Consider the following 23,693-nt stretch of genomic DNA (forward strand, 5'->3'; position numbering starts at 1 on the left):
CATATACTCCTATGTAAATGCAATTAATAATGCAGGAAGAATAAAAAATACAGTAAGAACATAAAGTACAATATATATTTTTCTTTTTACTGCTAAAGAAGCTAAAGCTTCAGCTAATTTAATTGGTATTTCTCTTAAAAAAGGAATCCCATATATAAATACAACACCTAAAAGATTGTAAATAAAATGAATTAACGCAATTTGTAAAGCAAAAATGGCAAGAGGACCGCCTACTGCAGTTGCTGCTAAAATTGCAGTAATTGTTGTTCCTATATTTGCACCTAAAGTAAAAGGGTAAATTTGTCGTAAAGAAAAAACTCCACTACCAGCTAAAGGAACAATTAAACTTGTTGTTGTAGAAGAAGATTGAACTAATACGGTTATTGCAGTTCCTGAAGTAATTCCAGAGATAGGACCTCTTCCTACAGCTTTATGTAAAATATCTTTTGCCTTACCAACCATAAGAACCTTTAATAATTTTCCAATATATGTAATTACCAAAAAAATTAATGCAATTCCAAAAATTATCATTAAAACTCCAACAGTAGTACTTCCAAAACCTATACTTTGAAATATGTTTTCTATAGTTGAAGTTGCTGGTTTTACAATTGGTTTAATAAAATTAAAACCTTTTATACTCATAGAGTCTCCACCAACTAAAAGTGAAGAAAAATATGCTCCTAGTTTTTCTAAAAAACCAAACATAATTTCTAAAGGTAAAAATATAATTACACTTAAGAGATTAAAAAAATCATGAATTGTTGCAGCAGAAAAAGCTCTTTTAAATTCATCACTAGCTTTAACCATACCAATACTAACAATTGTATTAGTTATTGTTGTCCCTATATTTGCTCCCATTACCATAGGAATTGCCATTTCAACAGGTAATCCTCCTGCTACAAGTCCAACAATTATTGAAGTTACCGTACTTGATGATTGAATAAGTGCTGTAGCAACAACTCCAATAACTAATGCTGTTATAGGATTACTTGCAAAGGCAAATAACTCTTTTGCCTGTTCACCTGCTGCTAGTTTAAATCCACTTCCTATTGTACTAACAGCAACTAATAAACCATAAATTAATATAGCTATAAGTATCCAATGTAACCAATTTTGTGATAAGGCTACACTATTGTTTTTTTGTAATGTTGATTCCAAATCCGTCCTTTATTCTAAAATAAAGTAGGATTTTAAGTTAAGTCAATTACATTTTGATAACAGTATTGATTTTTTAATTATATTTTTAGTAGTTTTTATAATTTGCTAGAAAATAAAAAAGTATAGAAATATCTTTATTTGACCAAATATAATTTTTACAAAGAAAATCTTTACTTTCAGTTATATCAACATAATTTTCATACTTTTTAAAAATTCCCCTAACTAAACTTTTTATATCATTATCAGAAGAGTTCAATAAAAAAAAGTGAAAAACCTCATTTTGATTAGGAATAAAAAATTCCTCTTCATGTTTATATAACATCAATAAAAAAGAGATTTGCCAAGAGTGCCATTCTTTCTTATCAAGTTCAAAAGTATTCATTTTTTTATAATCAAATATTTTATAAGAATCAAAAACTTTTTTTGTAATATTTAATACTTCCCGTTTACTCATTTTTTCAATATTAGAAGGTACTGATATTTTTAGAGTATCTGGCATTTTTACATACATAGAACTAGAAGTTGTAGCATACCTTTTAGAAGATTTAGAACTTTCTTTTTTATTTAACATCATTATTATTACTAGTAATAAAATTATGATTATAGCAGCAACAATACCTAATATTATTATAATAATATTTTCATTTATCACAGTTTCTTCCCTTTAAACTCTCCATCAAAAATCATATACTCTTTATTACAACATAAAGATGGAATATTTACATAAAGTTTGTTGTTTTTGGAAAATTGTTTTCCTTGGTGAAAATGTCCTTCAATAACAATATCTGCATTTTTATAACAATTTAATCTTTTTCTAGCAAAACTATTAAAGTCTTTCATTTCATTACAAATAGTCTTCTTTAATAAACTATTTTCAATAGCTTTGGAAATAAAACTAAAAAAATCAATTGAATTTAGAAATAGTAAAAGTGGCTTATTTCTAATTATTTTACAATATAAATTATAATGCCATGGAGTGAAGATATCTCCATGTGACATTGCAATTTTATTATTTTTATATTGTAAATAAATAGGTTGTTGTTCTCTTTTAACAACTAAAACTCTAGGGAAAAGAGTTTTTAAGTTATAATCATGGTTACCTTCTAAATAAATAACTTCAATGTTTTTTGATAATTCATTAATTAGATTTATTATTTTTATATTTTTTTTAATAAAATATTTACTTTCTTCAGATATAAAATCAAAAATATCTCCCATTAAAAAAAGTTGAGAAGGCTTAATCTTATTTTCAACTATCAAATTTAAAAAAGATAAAAGTTCAGGATTTTTATCATTAAAATGAGAATCAGCAACAAATATTGAATTTTCTTTTATTTTTAAAAACATAAGTTACTTTAATATAAAGTTCTATCTAAACTTTTCATTATAAATTAAGTTCTCTATATCCAACACTTAAAATTTCAAATGCTGTTTCTCCTCCTGGAAGACTTGCAGTTAACTCATCACCTTCTTCTTTTCCTAAAAGTTGCTTAGCTAAAGGAGAATTAAAAGAAATAAAACCTTTTTCTGCATTTGATTCTACACCACCAACTATAGCGTAAGTAAACTCCTCATCTGTATTTACATCTACTAAGTGAACTGTTGAACCAAAACTTACTCTATCGTGAGGTAAATTTTCTGGGTCAATAATAACAGCTTTTGAAATAACTGAGCCAAGCTCTGCAATTTGAGCATCAATTAAAGCTAGTTTATCTTTTGCTGCATGATATTCAGCATTTTCTTTTAAATCACCTAATTGTCTAGCTTCATCTAAGGCTACTACAGTTTCTGGTCTTTCTTTATTTTTTAAAAATTCTAATTCACCTGTTATTTTTTCATAACCTACTCTTGTCATTGGCTCTTTATCCATTTGCAAGACTCCTATAATATTTTATTTTTCTTACGTATTAATTTGCTATAATAGCAAAATTTTAATAAAAGAGTACAGATATGCAACAATATGATAGATCAATAAAACTTTTTGGTGAAGAGAACTTTAAAAAAATACAAAAAGCTAAAATAATACTTCTTGGGGTAGGAGGAGTTGGAAGTTTTGCTTTAGATTCTTTATATAATACAGGACTAACAAATATAACTATAGTAGATTTTGATACTTATGAAGAATCAAATATGAATAGACAGTTAGGAAGTCATGGAAATATTGGAAAAATAAAAGTTGATGCTTTAAAAGAAAAGTACCCAAAAGTACAAGCAATTCATGTAAAAATAACACCCGAATGGATTGATAATTTTGACTTTTCATCATATGATTATATTTTAGATGCAATTGATGATATAAAACCAAAAGTACATTTAATTCAAAAACATTTTACAAAAATTATTAGTACTAGTGGAGGTGCCAAAAGATTTGACCCAAGTAAAATTGAGTATAAATCAATATGGGAAACATATAATGATCCATTTATTAGAAAAGTTAGAACAGAATTAAAAAAAAGAGGTTTTAAAAAGAAGTTTAAAGTTATTTTCTCTGGAGAAAGCCCAAATTGTATTGAAAAAGGAAGTTTTGAAGCAGTTACTGGTTCATTTGGATTTATGATGGCTGCTGTTACTATAAATAAGTTACTAAAAAGAAAGCACTAAAGTAATCTTTTAGTAATATTCTAAAGTTTATTGTAAGAAAAAAGTTAATATAATCTTAGTATATTAGTATAAAGGGTATACAAATGAGTGGTATTAATAGTGTTGAGCAAATGACACAAGGACATTTAAGAAATGTACAGCAACTTGCTGTATTTTATACTGGTCATAATAATATTTATGCAATTAATATTGCAAAAGTTAAAGCATTTGTTATTGCAGAAGAAGTAACAATAAATGATACTCCTTCAAATAGTGATGTTGTTGCAGGAATTGCAACTATTAGAGGAGAACCTGTTACATTAATAAACCTTGATGCTTGGCTTGGTATACCAAAATTAGATATAAAAGAGTATAAGCTTATTATTTATTGTGAATTTAATCACAAAAAAGTAGGTTTTTTAATAAGAGATATGCTTGATATTGTAGAAAAAACTACAGATGAATTAAGACATACAGAAGAAACAAATTCTAAAGTTACTTATACTACTTATGTAAAAGTACATGATAAAGATGAGTTATGTACAGTATTTAATGCAGAACAACTTCTTCAAGACTTAGGTTGGGTTGATGATGGAGAAGAAACACTAAATAAATATGTAGAGTCTAAATTTCAAACAGAAAAACTTGTTTTAGCAGCAGAAGACTCTGGAGTTGCAAGAGAAGTTTTAACTAGATTCTTTAAAAAAGCAGGTATTCATTATGAAATTTATAATAATGGTGCACTATTATTAGAAAGAATTGAAGAGATGGATCCAGAAGATATTGCATTAATCATTACAGATATAGAAATGCCTGAAACTGATGGTTTTCAAGTGGCTTCATTTATAAAACAAAATAGTAAATATGACCATATTCCTGTAATTGTAAACTCATCAATGACTACAGATGCAGTAAAAAATAAAATGAATAATATTGGAGTTGATGGCTTTATTGGAAAAACAGATATCCAAGCCTTATATGAAACTGCAAGAAAATATTTATCTTAATAAAAAAGACTAATTCTAGTCTTTTTTATTTAATTATCTTTTAACCACTTTTTAAAATTTTCAATTTGTTTTTGGGTTTGTTTTGTTGATGTTCCACCAAGAGAAGTTCTTGCATTCATTGAGTTTCTTAAATCTAAATACATAACAATATCTTCACTTACATTTTTCAAATCTTCATTTGCTTCTTTTATTTCATCAATTGTAAGTTCACTAATATCTTTATTTAAAGAGTTTGCATGTGATACAACATCTTTTGTAATATAATAAGCTGTTCTAAAAGGCATATTTTGATTTTGCACTAGAAAGTCTGCTAAATCAGTAGCACTTAAATGTCCTACTTTACAAGCTGCCTGCATTTTATCTTTATTAACAATCATTGTTTTAATTACTTCATTTAAAATAGATAAAGAAATTTCAATAGTCTTAACTGAATCAAAAACACCCTCTTTATCTTCTTGTGTATCTTTATTATAAGCTAAAGGTAAACCTTTCATCACTGTTAAAAGCGAAATTAAGTTTCCATAAACACGTCCAGTTTTTCCCCTTAATAATTCAGGTACATCAGGATTTTTCTTTTGAGGCATGATAGAACTTGTTGTAGCATATTCATCAGACATTCTAACAAATTGGAACTCATAAGAAGACCAAGTAATTAACTCTTCAGAAATTCTTGAAATATGCATCATTGAAGTAGAAATATTAAATAATATTTCTAAAGCAAAATCTCTATCAGACACAGTATCCATTGCATGATTCGTAGGCTCATAAAAACCTAACTTATCACTAGTTGATTTTCTATTTATATTATGAGGTGTTCCAGCTAATGCTGCACTTCCTAAAGGAGAGTAATTGTTTCTTTCATAAGAACTTTCAAATCTTTCAAAATCTCTTTTAAACATATTTGCATAAGCAAGCATATGATAACCAAAATTTAATGGTTGAGCATGTTGTAAATGTGTCATTCCAGGAATTAGAGTTTCAGTATGTTTACTTGCAACATTTACAAAAGTTTCTATTAACTCTTTTAGTTGAGCTTTAATAGATAAAGATTTTTCTTGAACATAAAGTCTAAAGTCAGTTGCAACTTGGTCATTTCTACTTCTTGCAGTATGAAGTTTTTTCCCAGGTTCACCTATAATCTCAGTAAGCCTTGACTCAACAGCCATATGAATATCTTCAGTAGCAAGTGTAAACTTGAAATCTCCAGATTCTATTTCTTCTTTTACTTGTAATAAACCTTTTTCAATAGCTTCTTGTTCTTCTTTTGTTAAAATTCCTTGTTCACAAAGCATTTGTGAATGAGCAATACTACCTCTAATATCTTGAGAATATAACTCCTTATCAAACATAATTGAAGCATTAAACTCATCTAAAATTTGTGCATTTGTATTTTTAAGTATTTGATTATTTTGATTTGACATATATATAATTCCTATTTTGAACTAATTAAATTTGATTATATCAAAATTAGGATATATTTGGCTAAAGGACTATATTGAATACACTTGAATTAATAAAAAAATTATCAGTTTGGGAATATAACTTAAAAGAGTATAAAGAATGTTTCGAAAAAAACAAAGATTTAGAAAATAGTAAAGAAGTTGAGAAGTTTTTAAATACAATAGATGAATTTATTTCTTATTATGAAATAAATAAAAATGACGATACAAAATATAATTATGCCTTACAATATTGGATTAAAAGTAATGAAAAATATTTACAATTACTTAAAAACCTTTATATAGCCTACAAAAAAAGCCCTTTAAAATAAAGGCTTTTTTGTTTTAATTAGATTGGTAATACTCTAATATTTTCATCAACTTTTTGCTTAAGTACAGATTCAATAGCATATAAAGTTCCTGTATCACCTGATGCACAACCATTACAAGCACCTAAGTATCTAATATATAAATCATAGAAAGGAATATTTTCTTTAATATCAATGATTTCCATATTTCCACCATCCATCATTAACATTGGTCTAATTTCACTATCTAATACTTCATCTATTACTTTAATTCTTTGAACTATAGTCATTTTATCAAAAGTTGATTGACCCGCTGCACTTGCATCAGCAGCTTCTTTTAATTTTTCTTGTTCCATTTCTGCCCTTACATCATTTAATATATCAACTAGGTAGATGTCTTTTTCTTCATGACCACCTGGCTTGATACATGACTTACAGAATGCTCCTGCTTTTGTATAATCAGTGATTTCTTCAACAGATTTTAAATCATTTAATTTAATTACTTCTTGAATAGTTCCTAAAGTTACCCTTGCACACTCACAAATAATTACTTCTGTTTCAAAAGACTCCATATCTACACCTTTATATGTAGCAGCAGCTTTTTTAATAACATCATAAGCCATTACAGAACAGTGCATTTTTTGAGGAGGAACAGCTGGAGTATTAGGGTCATCTCTTAAAGCTTTTTCAACATCAATATTTGTAATTTTAACAGCCTCATCAACTGTTTTACCTTCACATAATTCAGCCATAGCATCAGAAGAAGCAATTGCAGTACCGCAACCAAAAGATTTAAATTTTGATTCTAAAATCTTATTTGTACCTTCTTCAATACACCAATAAAGTCTTACTGCATCACCACATGATTCTGCACCAAAGTCAGCAATAATTAGTTTTCCACCTAACTCTTTTGCTCTTTCTTCAGTAATCTCACCTTGATGAGTTGGGTCATCCATTCTTCTAATAACTTGATTTGAGTATTCATCCCAAATTGAACCGCTTATTAAATCATTTTTTGCCATTTTTATATTTCCTTGTTTTTATAGTTCTGATACGTGATTTTTTGGAGTATATGCATATGAGCTAGAAATACTTCTTAATCTAGCAATTGCACCTTTTATAACATCAATTGCATAATCAATTTCTGCTTCCGTATTAAATCTACTTAAAGAGAATCTTACACCTGTATGTGCTAATTCACTATCACTTCCAAAAGCATTCATTACAGGGTTTGCTTCTAAATCTTCACTAGCACATGCTGAACCAGTTGAAGCACCTATTGTTTTTTGATTCATATCCCAAAGCATTGATTCACCTTCAACACCTCTAATAGAAATTAATGTTGTATTTGGTGTTCTATTTTCTTTACCACCAATTACAATAGTTTCTGGGATTTCTAATATTGCATTTTCTAACTTATCTCTAAGTTTTCTTACATGGTTGTTTTCATAAGCTAATGCCATTTCTGAAGTTGCTAATTTCATTGCAACTCCCATTCCAATCATAGAAGCAACATCTACAGTCCCTGCTCTATGTCCACCCATTTGTTCACCACCATGTAATAATGGAGTTACTTCAAAACCTTTTTGAATGTATAATCCACCAACACCTTTTGGTCCATGGAATTTATGGGCTGAAAAAGACAAATAATTTACATTACAGGCTTGAACATCTACTGGTACTTTTCCTATTGCTTGTGTTGCATCTGTATGAAAAGGAACTCCAGCATCTTTACAGATTTGTCCAATTTCTTTTATTGGAAATAGCTTACCAGTTTCATTATTTGCCCACATAATTGTTACTAATGCTGTATCTTCTTTAATATAATCTGCAACTTGTTGTGCTTCTAAAATACCTTCTTCATTTACAGGTAAATATGTAACACTAACACCTTGAGTCTCTAAAAATTTACATACGGCTGTAATAGATGGGTGTTCTACTTCACTTGTAATGATATGGTTTTTATTTCCATTTAAAATTTTATCTACCCATATTCCTTTAATAACAGTATTATTACTTTCTGTTGCATTACCTGTTATTACAATATCATCTTCATCAGCAGCATTAATTCCAGAATAAAGATAATCTAAAGCCTCTACCATTTTTTTATGAGTACCTGCTCCAAACTTGTGTAAAGAGTTAGGGTTTCCATAAATATCACAGAAAAAAGGTTCCATCGCTTTAAATACTTCAGGATCAACCTTAGTAGTGGCATTATTGTCTAAATATACTTCCATTCTTCTTCCTATTTTTTACATTTTAACACTTTATTATTACATATTTTAGTGTTGTTCCTAATTAAATCGCGTAATTATATTTTAAATAGGATAAAAAGAGTCTTAATTAAAAAATCTAGCTATTTTTAATTAATTCTAATAAAAAAATAAGCTTCTTATGAGATAATATAAAAAAATTTTAAAGGTTATTACTTATGTTAAGAAAAGTTTTAATGACATTATTTGTACCATTTATCTTGGTTTTATTGTCAGGTTGTAATGAGGATTCTTCAAAAAAACAAGAAGAAAAAGAAGTATTAAAAGTTGGAATGGAGTTAGCATATCCACCATTTGAAATGAGTGATAAAGATGGAACTCCATCTGGTGTTTCTGTTGACTTTGCTAAAGCTTTAGGAGACTATTTAGGACGAAAAGTAGTTATTGAAAATATTGCATGGGATGGTCTTATTCCATCACTTAAAACTGGTAAAATTGATTTAATTATTTCTTCAATGACAATAACTGAAGAGAGAAAAAAGTCTATTGATTTTTCTACTCCATACGCAAGAACATCACTTGCAATTTTAGCAAATAAAAATTCTGAAGTAAAATCAATTGAAGATTTAGATAAAGAAGGGAAAAAAATAGCTGTAAAAAAAGGTTCTACAGGTCATGTATATGCAAAAGACAATCTAAAAAATGCTGAAATTTTAGTATTTGATAAAGAAGCAGCTTGTGTTTTAGAGGTTGTACAAGGAAAAGCTGATGGTTTTTTATATGATCAATTAACTATTTATAGAAATTATGCTCAGCATAAGGATACAACAGTTGCTCTTTTAAAACCTTTCCAAAAGGATTCTGAACATTGGGGTGTTGCTCTAAGACAAAATGATCCAATAAAAAAACAAGTTGATGAATTTATAAAAAAAGCAAAAGAGGATGGAACTTTTGATTCATTTGCAAAAAAACATTTAACTCAAGCAAAAAAAACATTTGATGAGTTAGGTGTTCCATTTTTCTTTTAGGACTAAATTATAAAATTAAAAAATTTATTTATTCAAGAAATTAATGTAAAAAAAGGTAAAAAACTTTCGCGAGTTTCTTACCTTTTTAATTTAGTTCTTCTTTTCTTAATTGTTGGATTAAGCATATATTTTATGTTTAAGAATATTACATATACTTTTAACTGGCAAAGTGTCTATGAATATAAACAAAAATTTATAGATGGCTTTATTATGACAATTATCATATCTTTTTTTGCGCTTATTTTAAGCTTTTTAATTGGCTTATTTTTTGCTTATGGACAAAATTCAAAGTTTATTTTACTTAGATTTTTTTCAAGATTTTATATAGAAATAATTAGAGGAACACCTCTTTTAGTTCAAATTCTAATTTTCTTTTATGTATTTGCAAATAACTTAGGTTTTGAAAATCGATATATTGTAGGAACATTTATTTTAGCAATCTTTGCAGGAGCCTATGTAAGTGAAATAATTAGAGCGGCAATTGAATCTATTGATTATGAACAATATGAAACAGCTTTAAGTTTAGGTATGACTAACTATCAAATGTATAGATACGTAGTTTTCCCACAAGCTTTTAAAAGAATGTTACCTGCTTTAACTGGACAATTTGCAACAATAATAAAAGATTCTTCTTTATTATCAATTATTTCAATTAGTGAGTTTACAATGAATGCACAAGAAGTTAACGCTTATACTTATTCTACTTTAGAAAGTTATATTCCTCTTGCAATTGGATACTTATTATTAACCTACCCTATTTCTTATTATACAAATAGTTTAGAGAAGAAAATCAAAAAATAAGAGTTTTTTGCATTTGCTCATATAAAAACTTGTACTCTTCTTCTTTAAGTCTATTTTGATAAGTCATTAAAAGTAGTTCTAGTTTTTCATCTTCTTTTCTAAATGGTATTTGATAATGTGTATATTCATTTAAAACAAAGCCAAATCTCTCATAAAATTTTAATCTTCTTTGTGAAGTTTCATCTTTTATTGGTTCTATTTCTAAAACAATATTATCATTAGTTTTTATAAATTCATTTAAAACTTTTGAACCATAAGACTTACCTCTTAATTGATTATCTACTGCAAAATGTTCTAAAAAAGTATAACCTTTAATATTCCAATAAAAAACTATAGCAACTAACTTATTTCCATCAAGGTAACAACTAGCTTTATAAGCATTATTTCTTAAAATTTTTTTGTGTTCTTCTAAAGTTCTTCTTTCTTCCTTAGGAAAAGAGTTTAAATAAATCTCCCAGGCTTTATCAAAATAATTATCTTTAGTTTCATTTAGATATATTAATTGCATTTTTTTCCTTTTTTTATAAAAAGAATCTACTCTAAAGTGCCTTATAAGTCCATTTTAGTAAAATTGAAACTAAATTTAAAGTAATATATTAATTAAACACTTATACATTTTTTTAATGAACATATGATAAATTTAAACAAATAGGACAATTTTAGTCCTAATTAAAAAGAAGGCTTTAAAATGAGTGATAACAAACATTTAAAAGAGATACTTAAACAAGATTATAAACTTGGATTTGAAACACTTGTAGAAAGTGATACTTTTCCACCAGGTTTAAATGAAGATGTTATTAAAGCAATCTCTAAAAAGAAAAATGAACCTGAATGGTTACTTGAATTTAGACTAAAAGCTTATAAAGCATGGCTAAAGATGGAAGAACCAAATTGGGCACATTTAAAATACCCAAAAATAGACTATCAAGATATCGCATATTATAGTGCTCCTAAAAAAGCTTTAGACTCTTTAGATGAAGTTGATCCAGAAATCCTAAAAACCTATGAAAAATTAGGAATTCCTCTAGAAGAGCAAAAAATGCTTGCGGGTGTTGCTGTTGATGCAGTTTTTGATTCTGTTTCAGTAAAAACTACTTATCAAGAAGAGTTAGAAAAGTTAGGTATTATTTTCTGTTCAATTTCTGAAGCAGCACATTCTCATCCTGAAATTTTAAAAAAATATCTAGCTTCAGTTGTAAGTAGAAATGACAACTATTTTGCTGCTTTAAATAGTGCTGTATTTACAGATGGAAGTTTTGTTTATATTCCACCAAATACTAGATGCCCAATGGAGCTTTCAACTTATTTTAGAATAAATGCCTTAAATACAGGACAATTTGAAAGAACTTTAATAATCTGTGATGAAAACTCTTATGTTTCATATAATGAAGGCTGTTCTGCACCAATGAGAGATGAAAGACAACTTCACGCAGCAGTTGTTGAACTTGTAGCACTAGATAATGCACAAATAAAATACTCTACAATACAAAACTGGTATCCAGGGGATGAAGAAGGTAAAGGTGGTATTTTAAACTTTGTTACAAAAAGAGGTTTATGTAAAGGAGAAAACTCTAAAATATCATGGACTCAAGTTGAAACGGGTTCTAGTTTAACATGGAAATATCCTTCATGTATCTTAAAAGGTAATAACTCTGTGGGAGAATTTTATTCTGTAGCAATTTCTAGCCGAGCCCAACAAGCTGATACTGGAAGTAAAATGGTACATTTAGGAGAAAATACGAAATCAACTATTATCTCAAAAGGTATTTCTGCTATGACAGGAGTAAATGCCTATAGAGGGTTAGTAAGTGTAGGTAAAAATGCAAAAAATGCAAGAAATATTTCAGAATGTGACTCACTTTTAATAGGACATAAATGTAAAGCTCATACCTACCCATACCATGAAATTAAGAACTCAAGTGCACACATTGAACATGAAGCAACTACTTCAAAGATTTCAGAAGAACAACTTTTTTATCTTAATCAAAGAGGTATTGACGAAGAAGATGCTATTGCAATGATTGTAAATGGATTCTGTAAAGAAGTTTTAAAAGAGTTACCAATGGAATTTGCCGCTGAAGCTAAAGAGTTATTAAATATCTCTTTAGAAGGAAGTGTGGGATAAACAAAACTAAAAGATTATAAAAAGGTAAAAAAATATGTTAGATATTAAAGATTTAAAAGTAACTATAGATAATAAAGAAATTTTAAAAGGTCTAAACTTAAATATAAAACCAGGTGAAATCCATGTACTAATGGGACAAAATGGTGCAGGGAAATCAACTTTAGTAAAAACAATAAGTGATCACTATGACTGTGAGGTAACAAATGGTTCTATTACTTATAAAAATAAGGATTTATTAGAGCTTGATGTATCACAAAGGGCAAAGGAAGGTATTTTCTTGAGTTTTCAAAATCCAGTTGAAGTGCCAGGGGTTAATAATAGTTATTTTTTAAAAACTATTGTAAATGAAAAAAGAAAATATGAAAATCAAGAAGAATTAGATGCAATGGGCTTTTTAAAATATACTAAAGAAGAACTTGCTAAATTTGATATTGACAAGTCACTTTTACAAAGAGATTTAAATGATGGTTTTTCAGGTGGAGAGAAAAAAAGAAATGAATTAATTCAATTATTACTTTTAAAACCTGATTTAATTATGCTTGATGAAATTGATTCTGGACTTGATGTGGATGCAATAAAAACTGTTGCTAAAGTAATTAATAATTTACTTGAGGATAAAAGTAAGTCTTTATTAATGATTACGCACTATGATAAATTATTAAATCTTGTAAAACCAGATTATGTACATATTTTAAAAGATGGAAAAATAGTAAAAACAGGAGACTATACTTTAGCTCAACAACTTGATAGTGTTGGGTTTCAAGGATTGGAGTAATTATGAAATTAATAGATTTAAAAGATATAAAATTTCCAACAAAAAAAGATGAAGACTTTAGAAAAATAAATTTGAGCCCTATTTTAAAAAAGGAGTTTGAATATTCAAAAGAGTATAAATTAGATTTAGAATTACAAGAGAGTAAATCTATTTCAAGTAGAACAAATGAATTATTAAAAATAAATGAGAGATTAAATACAAAAAACTATGAATTAAATATTCAAGAAGATAGCAATGAGCCAATTATCATTGTACATAATTTAGAAAATGAAAATAGTATAAATACAAATTCATTAAAAATAAATGTTGCAGAAAATATAAAAGCTTCTATAATAGAAATATTTGTTAATAAAAAAGAAAAAAATATTTACACAGTAAATAGAGAATTAAATTTAGCAAAGAATTCTAAATTAGAGTATTTAAAAATACAAGACTTTTCAGAAGACACTTCTTTTTTAATTAATTATCTTAATCATTTAGATGATAATTCAAAATTAAATCATACAAACTTTGAAATAGGAAAAGGTTTTTCTCTTTCAATATATGATACAAATTTAGAAAAAGAAAATGCAGCTTTTAATATAAATGGTCTTGTAAAACTTTATGAAAGTGCAGATTCTTCATCAATATTTAATACAAATCATGAAAACAAAAAAAATACTAGTGATATAAAATATAAACACATTTTAAATGATAATTCAAAAGCTGTTTTTGAAGCTATATCAAGAGTTGATGAAAAAGCATTTTTTTCTCAAGTACATCAAAACTCAGATACTATTTTATTAAGTGATGAAGCTGCAATATTTGCAAAACCCCATTTAGAAATAAATATTGATGAACTAGAAGCTAGTCATGGTGCTACAACTGGTTCTTTAAATAAAGACCAACTTCTTTATTTACAATCAAGAGGTATAGATGAAAAACTTGCAAAACAAATTTTATTAAAAGCTGTAGAAAATGAGATTATTGAGACTATCTTAGATGAAAAAGTAAAAGAGTTTATAAAAGAGTATAAAAGGGATAATTATGTTTAAAGAAGATTTTCCTTATTTTAAAAATAGTGAAATTACATATTTAGATAATGCTGCAACAACACAAAAACCCAAAAGTGTTATAAATGCAGAAATGGATTATTATGAAAACTATTGTGCTAATACTCATAGAAGTTCTTTTGGAGATGCAAACAAAGCAACTCTAAATTATGAAAATGCAAGAGTAAGCTTACAAAAATTTATTAATGCACCTAAAAAAGAAGAAATAATCTTTACAAAAGGTGTTACAGAATCTATAAATTTTATTGCTAATTCTTTTGCAAAAAAGTTTGAAAAAGTGATAATTTCATCGTTAGAACATCATTCAAATATTACCCCTTGGCATATGCAAGGACGTTCTTTAAGTAAAGGACTTGAAGTTGTATCTTGTAATGAAAATTTAGATTTTGATTTTAGAGATTATGAAAATATTTTAAAAGAAAATCCAAACTCTTTCGTAAGTATTACTCATATTTCAAATGCTTTTGGAAAAATCCATGATATAAAAGCAATTATCCAACTTGCACATAAATACAATAGTGTAGTTATGATTGATGCTGCCCAAAGTTTAGCCCATATGAGCGTTGATGTTCAAGATTTAGATGTTGATTTTTTTGCAATGTCAGGACATAAAACTTTTGGGCCAACGGGTGTTGGGGCAATTTATATAAAAGAAATTTTTCTAAAAGAAGTTGATACCTATCAAACAGGTGGAGCAACAATAAATGAAGTTGATTTTGATTCTTCAACTTTACTTGATTCTCCTTATAAATTTGAAGCAGGAACTCAAAATATTGCAGGAGTTATTGGTTTTGCAAAAGCTTTAGATTATCTTTCAAATATTGGTTATGAAAAAATAGAGAAACAAGAACTTATTTTATATGAATATTTAGATGAACAATTAAGTAAATTACCAAATATAAAGTTTTATAATACTATTGAAAACTCTATAGGTAGTAGAAGTTTTAACTTTAAAAATATTAGTCACGATGATATTGGAATTTTAGTAGATAAAATGAAAGTAGCTTTAAGAGTAGGACATCATTGTGCTCAACCTATAATGAAACAATTAAATATAAAAGGAACAATAAGAGTTTCTCTTGCCTTTTATAATACAAAAGAAGATATAGACAAGCTTATTAAAGCTCTTAAAAAAGCTTTAAAAATGTTAGCATAAGGAATAAAATGACAAGTATTGAAAAAAGAGTTCAAGATATAAAAGAAGATTTAGACTTTTTTGAAGATGAATTACAAAAATATGAATATATTATTGATTTAGGTAAAAAACTTGAAGATCTAGAAGAAAAATACAAAACACCTGAAAATATTGTTCATGGTTGTACATCTCAAGTTTGGTTAGTTTGTGAAAAGAAAGATAATAAACTTTTTTTCAAAGGAACTTCTGATGCTGTTATTGTAAAAGGTTTAGTTTATATTATTTTAAATATTTTTTCAAACTCAAGTATTGAAGAGTTAAAAGAAGTTAATATGGATATAGTTTATGAACTAGGTCTTAGTGAAGTAATTACTCCAAATAGACAAAGTGGAGTAATTGGAATGATTAAAAAGATTAAAGAGTATGCTTTAAAAGCATAAAAGGATTTTAAATGTCACTTTTAGAAAAAAAAGATGAAATAGAAGAAGAAGTAATAAAAAGATTAAAATCAGTATATGATCCAGAAATTCCAGTAAATATTTATGATTTAGGATTAATATATAAAATTGATTTTGAAGAAAAAAATAACTATTTATTTGCAACAATAGAAATGACACTAACCTCTCCAGCTTGTCCTGTTGCAGAGAGTTTAGTAGAACAAGTAAAATATGTAACACAAACAGTTGATGAAATAGATGAAGCTTATGTTCATCTAGTTTTTAACCCTCCATGGGAACCTTCTATGATAAGTGAAGATGGGAAAGATATAATGGCTGCATCAGGAGCACATATTTAAATTTATTCAAAAACCTTTATTAACTTACTTACAGTTGATTTAGGTTTTCCTATATAATATCCTTGAGAATAATCTATTCCCATAGATTTTATATAATCAAAAATTTCTTTATTTTCTATATACTCAGCAATTGTTTTTATACCTAAATTGTCACATAAGAACTTTAATGTTCCAAGTAAAAGTTGAGTTTTTCTATTTTTATGAATATCTTTTATTAAACTTCCATCAATTTTCAAATAATCTATATAGTCATTTAAACTAATAATATAATTATAGTTTGAGTATCCACTACCAAAGTCATCAATTGCTATTTTACAACCAAAAGTTTTTGCTTCTTTTATAAAACTTACAAACTCTTCAAAATTGTCTATAGCTTCTGATTCAACTATTTCAATAACAAGTTTACTTCCTATCTCATATTCTTTAATTTTATCAAAAAGATAAAATTGAATTTCTTTTGAAGAGATATCTTCAAGACTTAGATTTATTGAAAACTCTGTATTTTTGTCTTTAAAATACTCAAAAGATTTAGAAATTACAATTTTGGTTAACTTTTTATATTTTTTTATATCTTTAGCTATTTGTAAAAAGCTATCTGGATATATTATTTCTCCTTCTGATTTTAAACGAATCAAAGTTTCGTATTTAGTAACTTTATTATAAAAATTTGAATAAATAGGTTGAAAATGAATTATAACATCATCATTTTCAATTGCTTTTTTTATTTTACTAACCATTCTAATATTATCTTTATGTAGTTCTATATTTTTATCTTTTTTATCATAAATTTTTATATCTTCTTTTTTAGATAAAGCAATATCCAATGCTATTTCAGCCTCTTGTAGTTTTGTCTCATTTCTTGAAGAGTTTGTACTTATTCCAATTGTTGAATCAATTAATACTTTAAAATCATCTCTTATTATAAAATCTTTATTTTCAATATTCTTTTGTAATTTTCTTGTTTGTTCTAGTAAAAGTTTTTCATCTTTATATTCATACAAAAAAGCAAAAGAGCTTTTCCCTACTTTAAATAAAGTTTTAAATCTATCTTGTTTTTCATAAGACTCTAAATAATGAGCAAAAACTTTTTCTAGTCTATTAATAACTCTATAACCATAGGCATTTCTTATTTTTGATAAATTATCAATATTTATAATGATTACAATATTTTCTTTATTTTCTTTTTTATTTAAACAACTTAACAAATGTTCTCTATTTGGAAGGTTTGTTAAGCTATCTGTTATCATTTGATGTTTTATTCGTTTTTTTAAAGTATCAGGAACTTTTGAAAAATATATAATGATAGGAAATAAAAGAACTAATAATATAAATAACAACATATAAACAAAAACTTCTCTTTCATTTTTTTTTGCACTTAAGTGTTCAAATTTTGAACTTAATATCAATCTTAAATCTTGTCCAGTATTAAAGTTATCTATTTTTTTACTATAGAAAAATTTTGAATAATATTCATTATTAGATAATATTTTATTAGCAGTTGAAAAAGTATATAAATCTTTTAATAAAAATGTTTTGAAACTTTCTCTTATCATTCCATATTTAGAGTTTGTACTAAGAATTATACGTCCAAAATTATCAACAATCATTACATTATATAAAGAAGTATCAATAAAAAACTTGAAAAAATCTGTTAAAGAAACATTTATAACTAAAATACCTGCTTTTTTACCATCTTTATCAAAAACAAGTTTTCCTAATCTTATTGTCTCTTTTTTAGGTATTATAATTTTTCCAAAATCTCTTTCTAAATCAATTTTAGAAAAACCTATTTCTTCTTTTTTTAAATTTTTAAATCTATGAAAATAGTATCTATTTGATTTATCTTGAAGAACCTCTTCTTTTACTACTTCAACTTTTCTTTTTTCATTATAGTCGTGACTTGCCACACCATTAATTCTAATTTTTTCAAAACCATTCATATCTAAAAGTCTTATTTGAATTGCACTAGGAAGTGTTTTTTCTAAGGTTATAAATATTTCTTCAAGCTCTTTTTTACTTTTTCCATTATTTAAATATTCATATAAAAATTTATTTTGACTTAAAGCATATAAAGCTTGTTTATAATCTTCTAAAAAATCTTTTAAAAAAGCTTCTCTCTCCATTGCTTTTTCTTTTATTCTTTGAATAGAAATCTCTTCTATATTATTAGAACTAGAACTATTCGATATATAAATTATTATTGAAAATATTGAAATAATTGATAATAAGAAAATTATTAAAAATGAAATTTTATAATTGATTTTTTCCATATATTTATCTCCTATATATGAAATAATACTATTTAATAATATCACAATAGTATTATTATAAAAATCTATGGTATTATTAGAGTAATATTTTAACAATCAAGATTTAATAATTTTTATGTAATAATCTAAATTATGGCAAAAGAATATAAAATACAAAAGAAAAAAACACCTTTACAAACCTTAGGGCAATATATTTTTAGAGGCTTAATTGTAGTAGCAGTACTTATCTTTGCATATATTATATATGATAAAATGGATTTTGGTTCTGGTTCCCTTGATTTCGATAATGTAAAGAGAAGTAAAACAGATAATTCTACCCCTTCTGAACTTAATTGGTTTAATGATTTTAAAGGAGTTGAAAATGTTCCAACTAAAAAACAGCTCGAAGATGAAAATGAAAAATCAGGTAACTTTTTAGGATTTGGTTCTAAATAGGAAAATTTATGGAAATAATTTTTGTAATATTTTCTATTTTTTTATTTATCTTTACTATTTTTATACTTTTTCAAAGTTATAAATACTTTAAAAATATGAAAAAGTATAAAAAAAGAAAAGAAGAAGGTGCTTCAAAAAAAGAACTTGAAAAAGAATTCAAGTTCTTTGATTAATAAAGTATCTATTTTTCAAATATTCTATATAAAGAAGCTTTAGCTAAAAATCTATCATAATATGCACTATCAAAACTTTGTTTTGCTTGACTTAATAAAAAGTTGGCATTGATTAAATCTGTAGTTGTTGAGATTCCTTCTTTAAATCTATTATTTACTATTTTATAGTTTTCTTCTGATTGTTCCAAAGACACCACAGCAGTTTCATAATTTAATTTTGAAACCTCATACTCTTCAAGTGCTTTTTCATATTGAAGTTTAATATCAAGTTTTAAACTTTCTAAATCTTCTTTTGCTTGTGAAATCTTTTTTTGTAAGATTATTGTTTCTGATTTATCTTTTCCACCATTATAAAGATTCCATTTAAAATTTACAGTTGCAGTTGACTGATTTTCAATTTCAGATTCATTTACATTTAAAGAAGCATCTTCTCCTAATTTTGTATATTTTAAATCTAAAGAAACCTTAGGTAAATTTGAACCATAAGTATTTGCATCTTTTTGATTTCCTAAAGCTTCTATACTCTTTTTTAAAGATTTTACTTCACTTCTTAAATATAATTCTTCTTCATTAAAAATTGACTCAAAAGTATTTATTCTTTCTAAATCTTCAATTTTTTCTTCTTTACTTAAAGTTCCACCTAAAATATTTTTTAAGTCATACCAAGCTATTTTAGAGTCAGCCTTTGCTCTAGCTAAATTTTGTTTTGCTTGTAACATTTGAGCATTTACTTGAAGTAAATCATTCTTTGCTAATAAACCTTGTTCAAATTTATTTAAAGAGTCTTCATATTGCTTTTGTAAAAGTTTATAAGCATTATTTAATGTTTCAATATTTTTAATACTTTTTAAATAAGAAATATATCTTGCTTTAATATTATAAACTAAATCATGTTTCGTTGCTTCTAAAGTATATTTTGAAGATTTTTCAGAATCCTTTGAAGCTTCTAAATTATACTTATCTTGCAAACCATTAAATAGACTATAAGAGATTATTGCACTTGCATTTGCATTATCTTTACCATCTCCTAAATCTTCTTTATTTGCATTATAAGTATATGATAAATCTAATGTAGGCAAAAAGTTTCCTCTACTTTTTACTACATTTTCTTTAGCTTCATCATAAATATATTGTTGCTTTTTATAACTATTATTATTTTCTAGACCAAGCTTTATTGCTTCATCTAGATTAAGTGCATATATATTTACAGTAAAAAAAGCTAAAGGCAATAATTTTATTATATTTTTTTTCATCTTTTTTCCTTATGATTTACTAACATCTACAGGTTCTTTAGTACCTTTTTTCTTTACTCTTTGCTCTAATTTAATAAAAAACATAAGTAAAGCAGGTGTTACAAAAATTGTAAATATAGTTGAGAAAGCTAGACCTCCAGTTATTACTGAACCTAAACCTCTATAAAACTCACTTCCTGGACCTGGTACTAAAACAAGAGGTAACATACCAAAAACAGAAGTCATTGAAGACATATAAATAGGTCTAATTCTTGTTTTTGTTGCAGCTACAACTGCTTTTTTATGTTCCATACCTTCATTTCTAATATAATTTAAACTTTGATGTACTATTAAAATTGCATTATTAACAACAATTCCAACTAAAATAATAAATCCTAACATTGTTAAGATATCTAAAGTTTGAGGAGCAATAAAAGTATTAGTTAAAGCTAAACCTATAAAACCTCCTGCAGTTGCTAAGGGAACTGTAAACATAATAACTATTGGATACAAGAAATTTCCAAATAAAGAAGACATAAGTAAATAAACTATAACTAATGCCAAAATAAAATTTCCAAGTAATAATCCAATTGTTTCTGTAAGTTTATCTGCTGTTCCAGACATTCCTACTTCTACACTAGAAGGTATCATTCCTTTTGCTTTCATTCCTTCAAGCATTCCACCAATAGTTTGCATAGCTTCATCAAGGGTCATTCCCATTGGAGGTGTAACTCTTAAGGTAATAGTTCTTTTACCATCTAAGTGCCGTATTTCACTAATTCCTGTAGTAAACTCTGTACTAGCTAAAGAAGAAACAGGAACTAAAGAAGAGTTTGGCAAAGCAATTTGAGAAGCTAAGATATCTTCAGGAGATTTTATCAACTTATCATCGGCTTTTAATACTAAATCGATTTTCTTTTTACCCTCTTGTTCAAAATCACCTATTTTTCTACCATCCATTAAGACATCAACACTTATTCCTAAATCTCGTGAACTCATTCCTAAGGCTCTTAAGGCATCTTGATTTGGTTTTAGTCTAACTTCTGGATACAATAACTCAACTGAAGGTACTGGTCTTACTTGACTTCCTTTTAAAGTTTGTGTTGTTACACCAAAAAGTTGTGCTCCTACACTTGCTATATCTTCTATTTTTTCACCTGAAATGTCAATATTTATACTATTCCCTTCACCGATACCATCTTCAAAAACTCCTTCTTGAATAGATACTCCAAAAATTGAAGGTAATGAATTTACAAGTGATGATAACATTGGAATTAAATCTCTTGCTCTATCTTCATGAATAGAAGTAGCTCCAAGAAGATTGAAATCTCCAAAAGAAACAAAAAAAGCTTTATTTATTCCAGGAGTGTCACCAATATCTTTATTTATATAAGGTTCTATTCCTTTCATTAAATAAGCACCCATTTCATATCTCTCTTCATAAGATAAACCAGGAGGTGCAATTAATATATTAAAAATCATATTCTTATTCCCCTGTGGTAAATAGTCTAACTTTGGAAAAAGGATATAGATTATTAATACAGAAAAAGTTCCCAAAGATAAAATTGTTATAAGTTTAGACATAGTACTTTTTAAAGAAAGATTAACAATAGACATAATTAAATCTACCATTTTATGCCCAAAATTAGCTATTGCGCCTGCATCCCTTGGTTCTTTTTTAGAAAAAGATGCAAACTTCTTCCAAAGCATTGGAATAACAGCAATAGAAACAAATAAAGAAAAAGATACAGCTGATGTTACAGCAATTGCAATATCTTTAAATAATTGACCAGCTTCATCTTCTAAGAAAATAATAGGTAAAAATACTGCTATTGTAGTTAAAGCAGAAGCAATTAAAGCTCCCCAAACTTCTGTTGCACCTTTATATGCTGCTTCAAAAATTGGGTCACCTGATTTTCTATGTCTGTCAATATTTTCTAAAACAACAATTGCTGAATCAACTAACATACCAACAGCAAAAGAGATTCCTGCTAATGAAATAGTATTTAAACTTCTTCCCATAGCACTCAAAATAATAAAAGTACCAATAATTGAAATAGGAATAGCAACTGAAACAACGGCAGTAGGAGAAATACTTCTTAAAAAGAGTATTAAAATAAAGATTGCTAAAACTCCACCTATCATGATATTTTTCTGAACTAAATCTACAGAACCAACGATATAAGGTCTATCATCATTTAACCATTGAATTTCTAATTGTTCCTTTGATAAAACTCCAGCATTTAACTCATTTACAACTTTTTCAACATCATTTGTTAGTTTTACAACATTAACTTCAGAACTAGGTTGAACTCCTAAAAAAATACCATCTTGACCTAAAAACATAGCAACTGAACTTGGTGTTTCATAACCAAAATTTATTTTTGCAAGGTCTTTTACTCGTACTCTTTGTTCTCTATTTGAAATTAAAATAACATCTTCAATATCTTTTATAGTTTTAAACTTATGTACTGTTCTAATTCTATATGAACGTCTTTCTAAATTTTGTAAACCAGCTGATACATCTACATTTTCATTTTGTAAAATATTTATTACTTGAGGAATAGTTAAACCATAAGATGCTAACTTATTTGTATCAAACTCAATTTGCATCTCTTGTTCTCTTCCTCCACCTCCCATTGTTCCCGAAACACCTTCAACTCTTCTAATTACTGGTTTTATTTCATCTTCAAAAAAAGTTTTATATTCATCAATATGTCTTTTGTTTTCAGGTTTAGTTTGAAGCATCATCCAAATTACAGGACTTGCTGTTGCAGTTTCTATAACAGGTTCTTCCACATCATCAGGATAGGAGCTAACTTCATTTAACTTATTTGAAACATCTTGTAAAGCTGCTCTTAAATCTGTTCCCAATTTAAAAGTTAAAGTAATTTCACCTGAATCATCCATAGAGCTAGATTCATATTCAATTAAATTATTTAAACTTTTTAGGGCATCTTCTTGCTCTTCAATTATCTCCCTTTCAACCTCATAAGGAGTAGCACCTGGCCAAACAGTTGTTACTTTTATTTCTGGTTTTGTTACAGAAGGAGTTAATTGATAAGGAAGTTTTGATAAAGATAAAAAACCAAATAATACAACTATAAGAACTGAAACTATAATTGTAACTGGGTTTTTTATGGAAAACTTGATTAAATCCATTTAT

General features: G+C 26.7%; 24 protein-coding genes. 13 read left to right on the forward strand and 11 right to left on the reverse strand.

Annotation, left to right across the window (positions count from 1 at the left end; translation table 11 throughout):
* Window positions 1–9 precede the first annotated feature (9 nt).
* The 4 genes from CP965_RS12670 to greA all read right to left on the reverse strand — a co-directional run bounded on the left by CP965_RS12670 (window position 10) and on the right by greA (window position 3,028).
* Window positions 10–1,158: a Na/Pi symporter gene (locus tag CP965_RS12670; RefSeq protein ID WP_129062489.1), complete on the reverse strand. Its 1,149-nt coding sequence runs from the start codon at window positions 1,156–1,158 to the stop codon at window positions 10–12.
* A gap of 85 nt (window positions 1,159–1,243) precedes the next feature.
* A complete protein-coding gene (locus CP965_RS12675) occupies window positions 1,244–1,810 on the reverse strand; it encodes a hypothetical protein (RefSeq protein WP_129062490.1) in 567 nt (188 codons plus the stop codon).
* On the reverse strand, window positions 1,807–2,505 hold the full coding sequence (locus CP965_RS12680; protein WP_129062491.1) for a UDP-2,3-diacylglucosamine diphosphatase: 699 nt from the start codon (window positions 2,503–2,505) through the stop codon (window positions 1,807–1,809). The genes CP965_RS12675 and CP965_RS12680 overlap by 4 nt, the downstream gene beginning before the upstream one ends.
* A 37-nt stretch (window positions 2,506–2,542) precedes the next feature.
* The gene (gene greA, locus CP965_RS12685; protein ID WP_129062492.1) at window positions 2,543–3,028 is read right to left on the reverse strand and encodes a transcription elongation factor GreA; all 486 of its coding nucleotides are present in this window, start codon (window positions 3,026–3,028) and stop codon (window positions 2,543–2,545) included.
* Between the two features lie 80 nt (window positions 3,029–3,108).
* Here greA and CP965_RS12690 point away from each other — a divergent pair, with 80 nt between their 5' ends.
* Together CP965_RS12690 and CP965_RS12695 are read left to right on the forward strand one after the other, a co-directional pair.
* Window positions 3,109–3,759 (forward strand): tRNA threonylcarbamoyladenosine dehydratase, encoded by a 651-nt coding sequence (locus CP965_RS12690; RefSeq protein WP_129062493.1) that lies wholly within the window; start codon window positions 3,109–3,111, stop codon window positions 3,757–3,759.
* Window positions 3,760–3,842: 83 nt separating this feature from the next.
* A complete protein-coding gene (locus CP965_RS12695) occupies window positions 3,843–4,745 on the forward strand; it encodes a chemotaxis protein CheV (RefSeq protein ID WP_129062494.1) in 903 nt (300 codons plus the stop codon).
* 29 nt (window positions 4,746–4,774) lie between these two features.
* Here CP965_RS12695 and argH read toward each other — a convergent pair whose 3' ends face one another.
* Complete coding sequence (argH, locus tag CP965_RS12700) at window positions 4,775–6,166, reverse strand: argininosuccinate lyase (RefSeq protein WP_129062495.1); 1,392 nt, start codon at window positions 6,164–6,166, stop codon at window positions 4,775–4,777.
* A gap of 74 nt (window positions 6,167–6,240) precedes the next feature.
* Here argH and CP965_RS12705 point away from each other — a divergent pair, with 74 nt between their 5' ends.
* Window positions 6,241–6,516 carry a hypothetical protein gene (locus tag CP965_RS12705; protein WP_129062496.1) on the forward strand — a complete coding sequence of 92 codons (276 nt, stop codon included), beginning with the start codon at window positions 6,241–6,243 and terminating at the stop codon, window positions 6,514–6,516.
* 17 nt (window positions 6,517–6,533) lie between these two features.
* Here CP965_RS12705 and CP965_RS12710 read toward each other — a convergent pair whose 3' ends face one another.
* Window positions 6,534–7,514 carry an iron-sulfur cluster assembly scaffold protein gene (locus tag CP965_RS12710; protein ID WP_129062497.1) on the reverse strand — a complete coding sequence of 327 codons (981 nt, stop codon included), beginning with the start codon at window positions 7,512–7,514 and terminating at the stop codon, window positions 6,534–6,536.
* Window positions 7,515–7,532: 18 nt separating this feature from the next.
* Entirely contained in the window at window positions 7,533–8,729 is a 1,197-nt protein-coding gene (locus CP965_RS12715; protein ID WP_129062498.1) for a NifS family cysteine desulfurase, read from the reverse strand.
* Window positions 8,730–8,923: 194 nt separating this feature from the next.
* Here CP965_RS12715 and CP965_RS12720 point away from each other — a divergent pair, with 194 nt between their 5' ends.
* On the forward strand, window positions 8,924–9,733 hold the full coding sequence (locus CP965_RS12720; RefSeq protein ID WP_129062499.1) for a transporter substrate-binding domain-containing protein: 810 nt from the start codon (window positions 8,924–8,926) through the stop codon (window positions 9,731–9,733).
* 132 nt (window positions 9,734–9,865) lie between these two features.
* A complete protein-coding gene (locus tag CP965_RS12725; protein ID WP_228712729.1) occupies window positions 9,866–10,534 on the forward strand; it encodes an amino acid ABC transporter permease in 669 nt (222 codons plus the stop codon).
* Here CP965_RS12725 and CP965_RS12730 read toward each other — a convergent pair.
* Window positions 10,524–11,042 (reverse strand): GNAT family N-acetyltransferase, encoded by a 519-nt coding sequence (locus CP965_RS12730; protein ID WP_129062501.1) that lies wholly within the window; start codon window positions 11,040–11,042, stop codon window positions 10,524–10,526. The two genes, CP965_RS12725 and CP965_RS12730, sit on opposite strands and share 11 nt — an antisense overlap.
* A gap of 180 nt (window positions 11,043–11,222) precedes the next feature.
* Between CP965_RS12730 and sufB the strand changes: the two genes are divergently transcribed.
* The 6 genes from sufB to CP965_RS12760 are packed head-to-tail and all read left to right on the forward strand — an operon-like array spanning window position 11,223 to window position 16,417.
* Window positions 11,223–12,659, forward strand: a complete 1,437-nt coding sequence (sufB, locus tag CP965_RS12735; RefSeq protein WP_129062502.1) for a Fe-S cluster assembly protein SufB — start codon at window positions 11,223–11,225, stop codon at window positions 12,657–12,659.
* 34 nt (window positions 12,660–12,693) lie between these two features.
* Window positions 12,694–13,434, forward strand: a complete 741-nt coding sequence (gene sufC / locus CP965_RS12740; RefSeq protein WP_129062503.1) for a Fe-S cluster assembly ATPase SufC — start codon at window positions 12,694–12,696, stop codon at window positions 13,432–13,434.
* 2 nt (window positions 13,435–13,436) lie between these two features.
* Entirely contained in the window at window positions 13,437–14,468 is a 1,032-nt protein-coding gene (locus CP965_RS12745) for a SufD family Fe-S cluster assembly protein (protein ID WP_129062504.1), read from the forward strand.
* Complete coding sequence (locus tag CP965_RS12750) at window positions 14,461–15,642, forward strand: aminotransferase class V-fold PLP-dependent enzyme (RefSeq protein ID WP_129062505.1); 1,182 nt, start codon at window positions 14,461–14,463, stop codon at window positions 15,640–15,642. Before CP965_RS12745 ends, CP965_RS12750 begins: the two co-directional genes overlap by 8 nt.
* 8 nt (window positions 15,643–15,650) lie before the next feature.
* On the forward strand, window positions 15,651–16,061 hold the full coding sequence (locus tag CP965_RS12755) for a SufE family protein (protein ID WP_129062506.1): 411 nt from the start codon (window positions 15,651–15,653) through the stop codon (window positions 16,059–16,061).
* An 11-nt stretch (window positions 16,062–16,072) separates the two neighbouring features.
* Window positions 16,073–16,417 carry a metal-sulfur cluster assembly factor gene (locus CP965_RS12760; protein WP_129062507.1) on the forward strand — a complete coding sequence of 115 codons (345 nt, stop codon included), beginning with the start codon at window positions 16,073–16,075 and terminating at the stop codon, window positions 16,415–16,417.
* 2 nt (window positions 16,418–16,419) lie between these two features.
* On the opposite strand, the gene CP965_RS12765 is transcribed toward CP965_RS12760, so the two are convergent.
* Window positions 16,420–18,687 (reverse strand): EAL domain-containing protein, encoded by a 2,268-nt coding sequence (locus CP965_RS12765; RefSeq protein WP_129062508.1) that lies wholly within the window; start codon window positions 18,685–18,687, stop codon window positions 16,420–16,422.
* A gap of 132 nt (window positions 18,688–18,819) precedes the next feature.
* Between CP965_RS12765 and CP965_RS12770 the strand changes: the two genes are divergently transcribed.
* On the forward strand, window positions 18,820–19,122 hold the full coding sequence (locus tag CP965_RS12770; protein ID WP_129062509.1) for a hypothetical protein: 303 nt from the start codon (window positions 18,820–18,822) through the stop codon (window positions 19,120–19,122).
* An 8-nt stretch (window positions 19,123–19,130) separates the two neighbouring features.
* Entirely contained in the window at window positions 19,131–19,295 is a 165-nt protein-coding gene (locus tag CP965_RS14160) for a hypothetical protein (protein WP_164971028.1), read from the forward strand.
* An 8-nt stretch (window positions 19,296–19,303) separates the two neighbouring features.
* Here CP965_RS14160 and CP965_RS12775 read toward each other — a convergent pair whose 3' ends face one another.
* Both CP965_RS12775 and CP965_RS12780 read right to left on the reverse strand, forming a co-directional pair.
* Entirely contained in the window at window positions 19,304–20,548 is a 1,245-nt protein-coding gene (locus CP965_RS12775) for a TolC family protein (protein ID WP_129062510.1), read from the reverse strand.
* Between the two features lie 9 nt (window positions 20,549–20,557).
* Window positions 20,558–23,689, reverse strand: a complete 3,132-nt coding sequence (locus CP965_RS12780) for an efflux RND transporter permease subunit (protein WP_129062511.1) — start codon at window positions 23,687–23,689, stop codon at window positions 20,558–20,560.
* Window positions 23,690–23,693 lie beyond the last annotated feature (4 nt).

It is taken from the genome of Halarcobacter mediterraneus (assembly GCF_004116625.1).
GTDB lineage: Bacteria > Campylobacterota > Campylobacteria > Campylobacterales > Arcobacteraceae > Halarcobacter > Halarcobacter mediterraneus.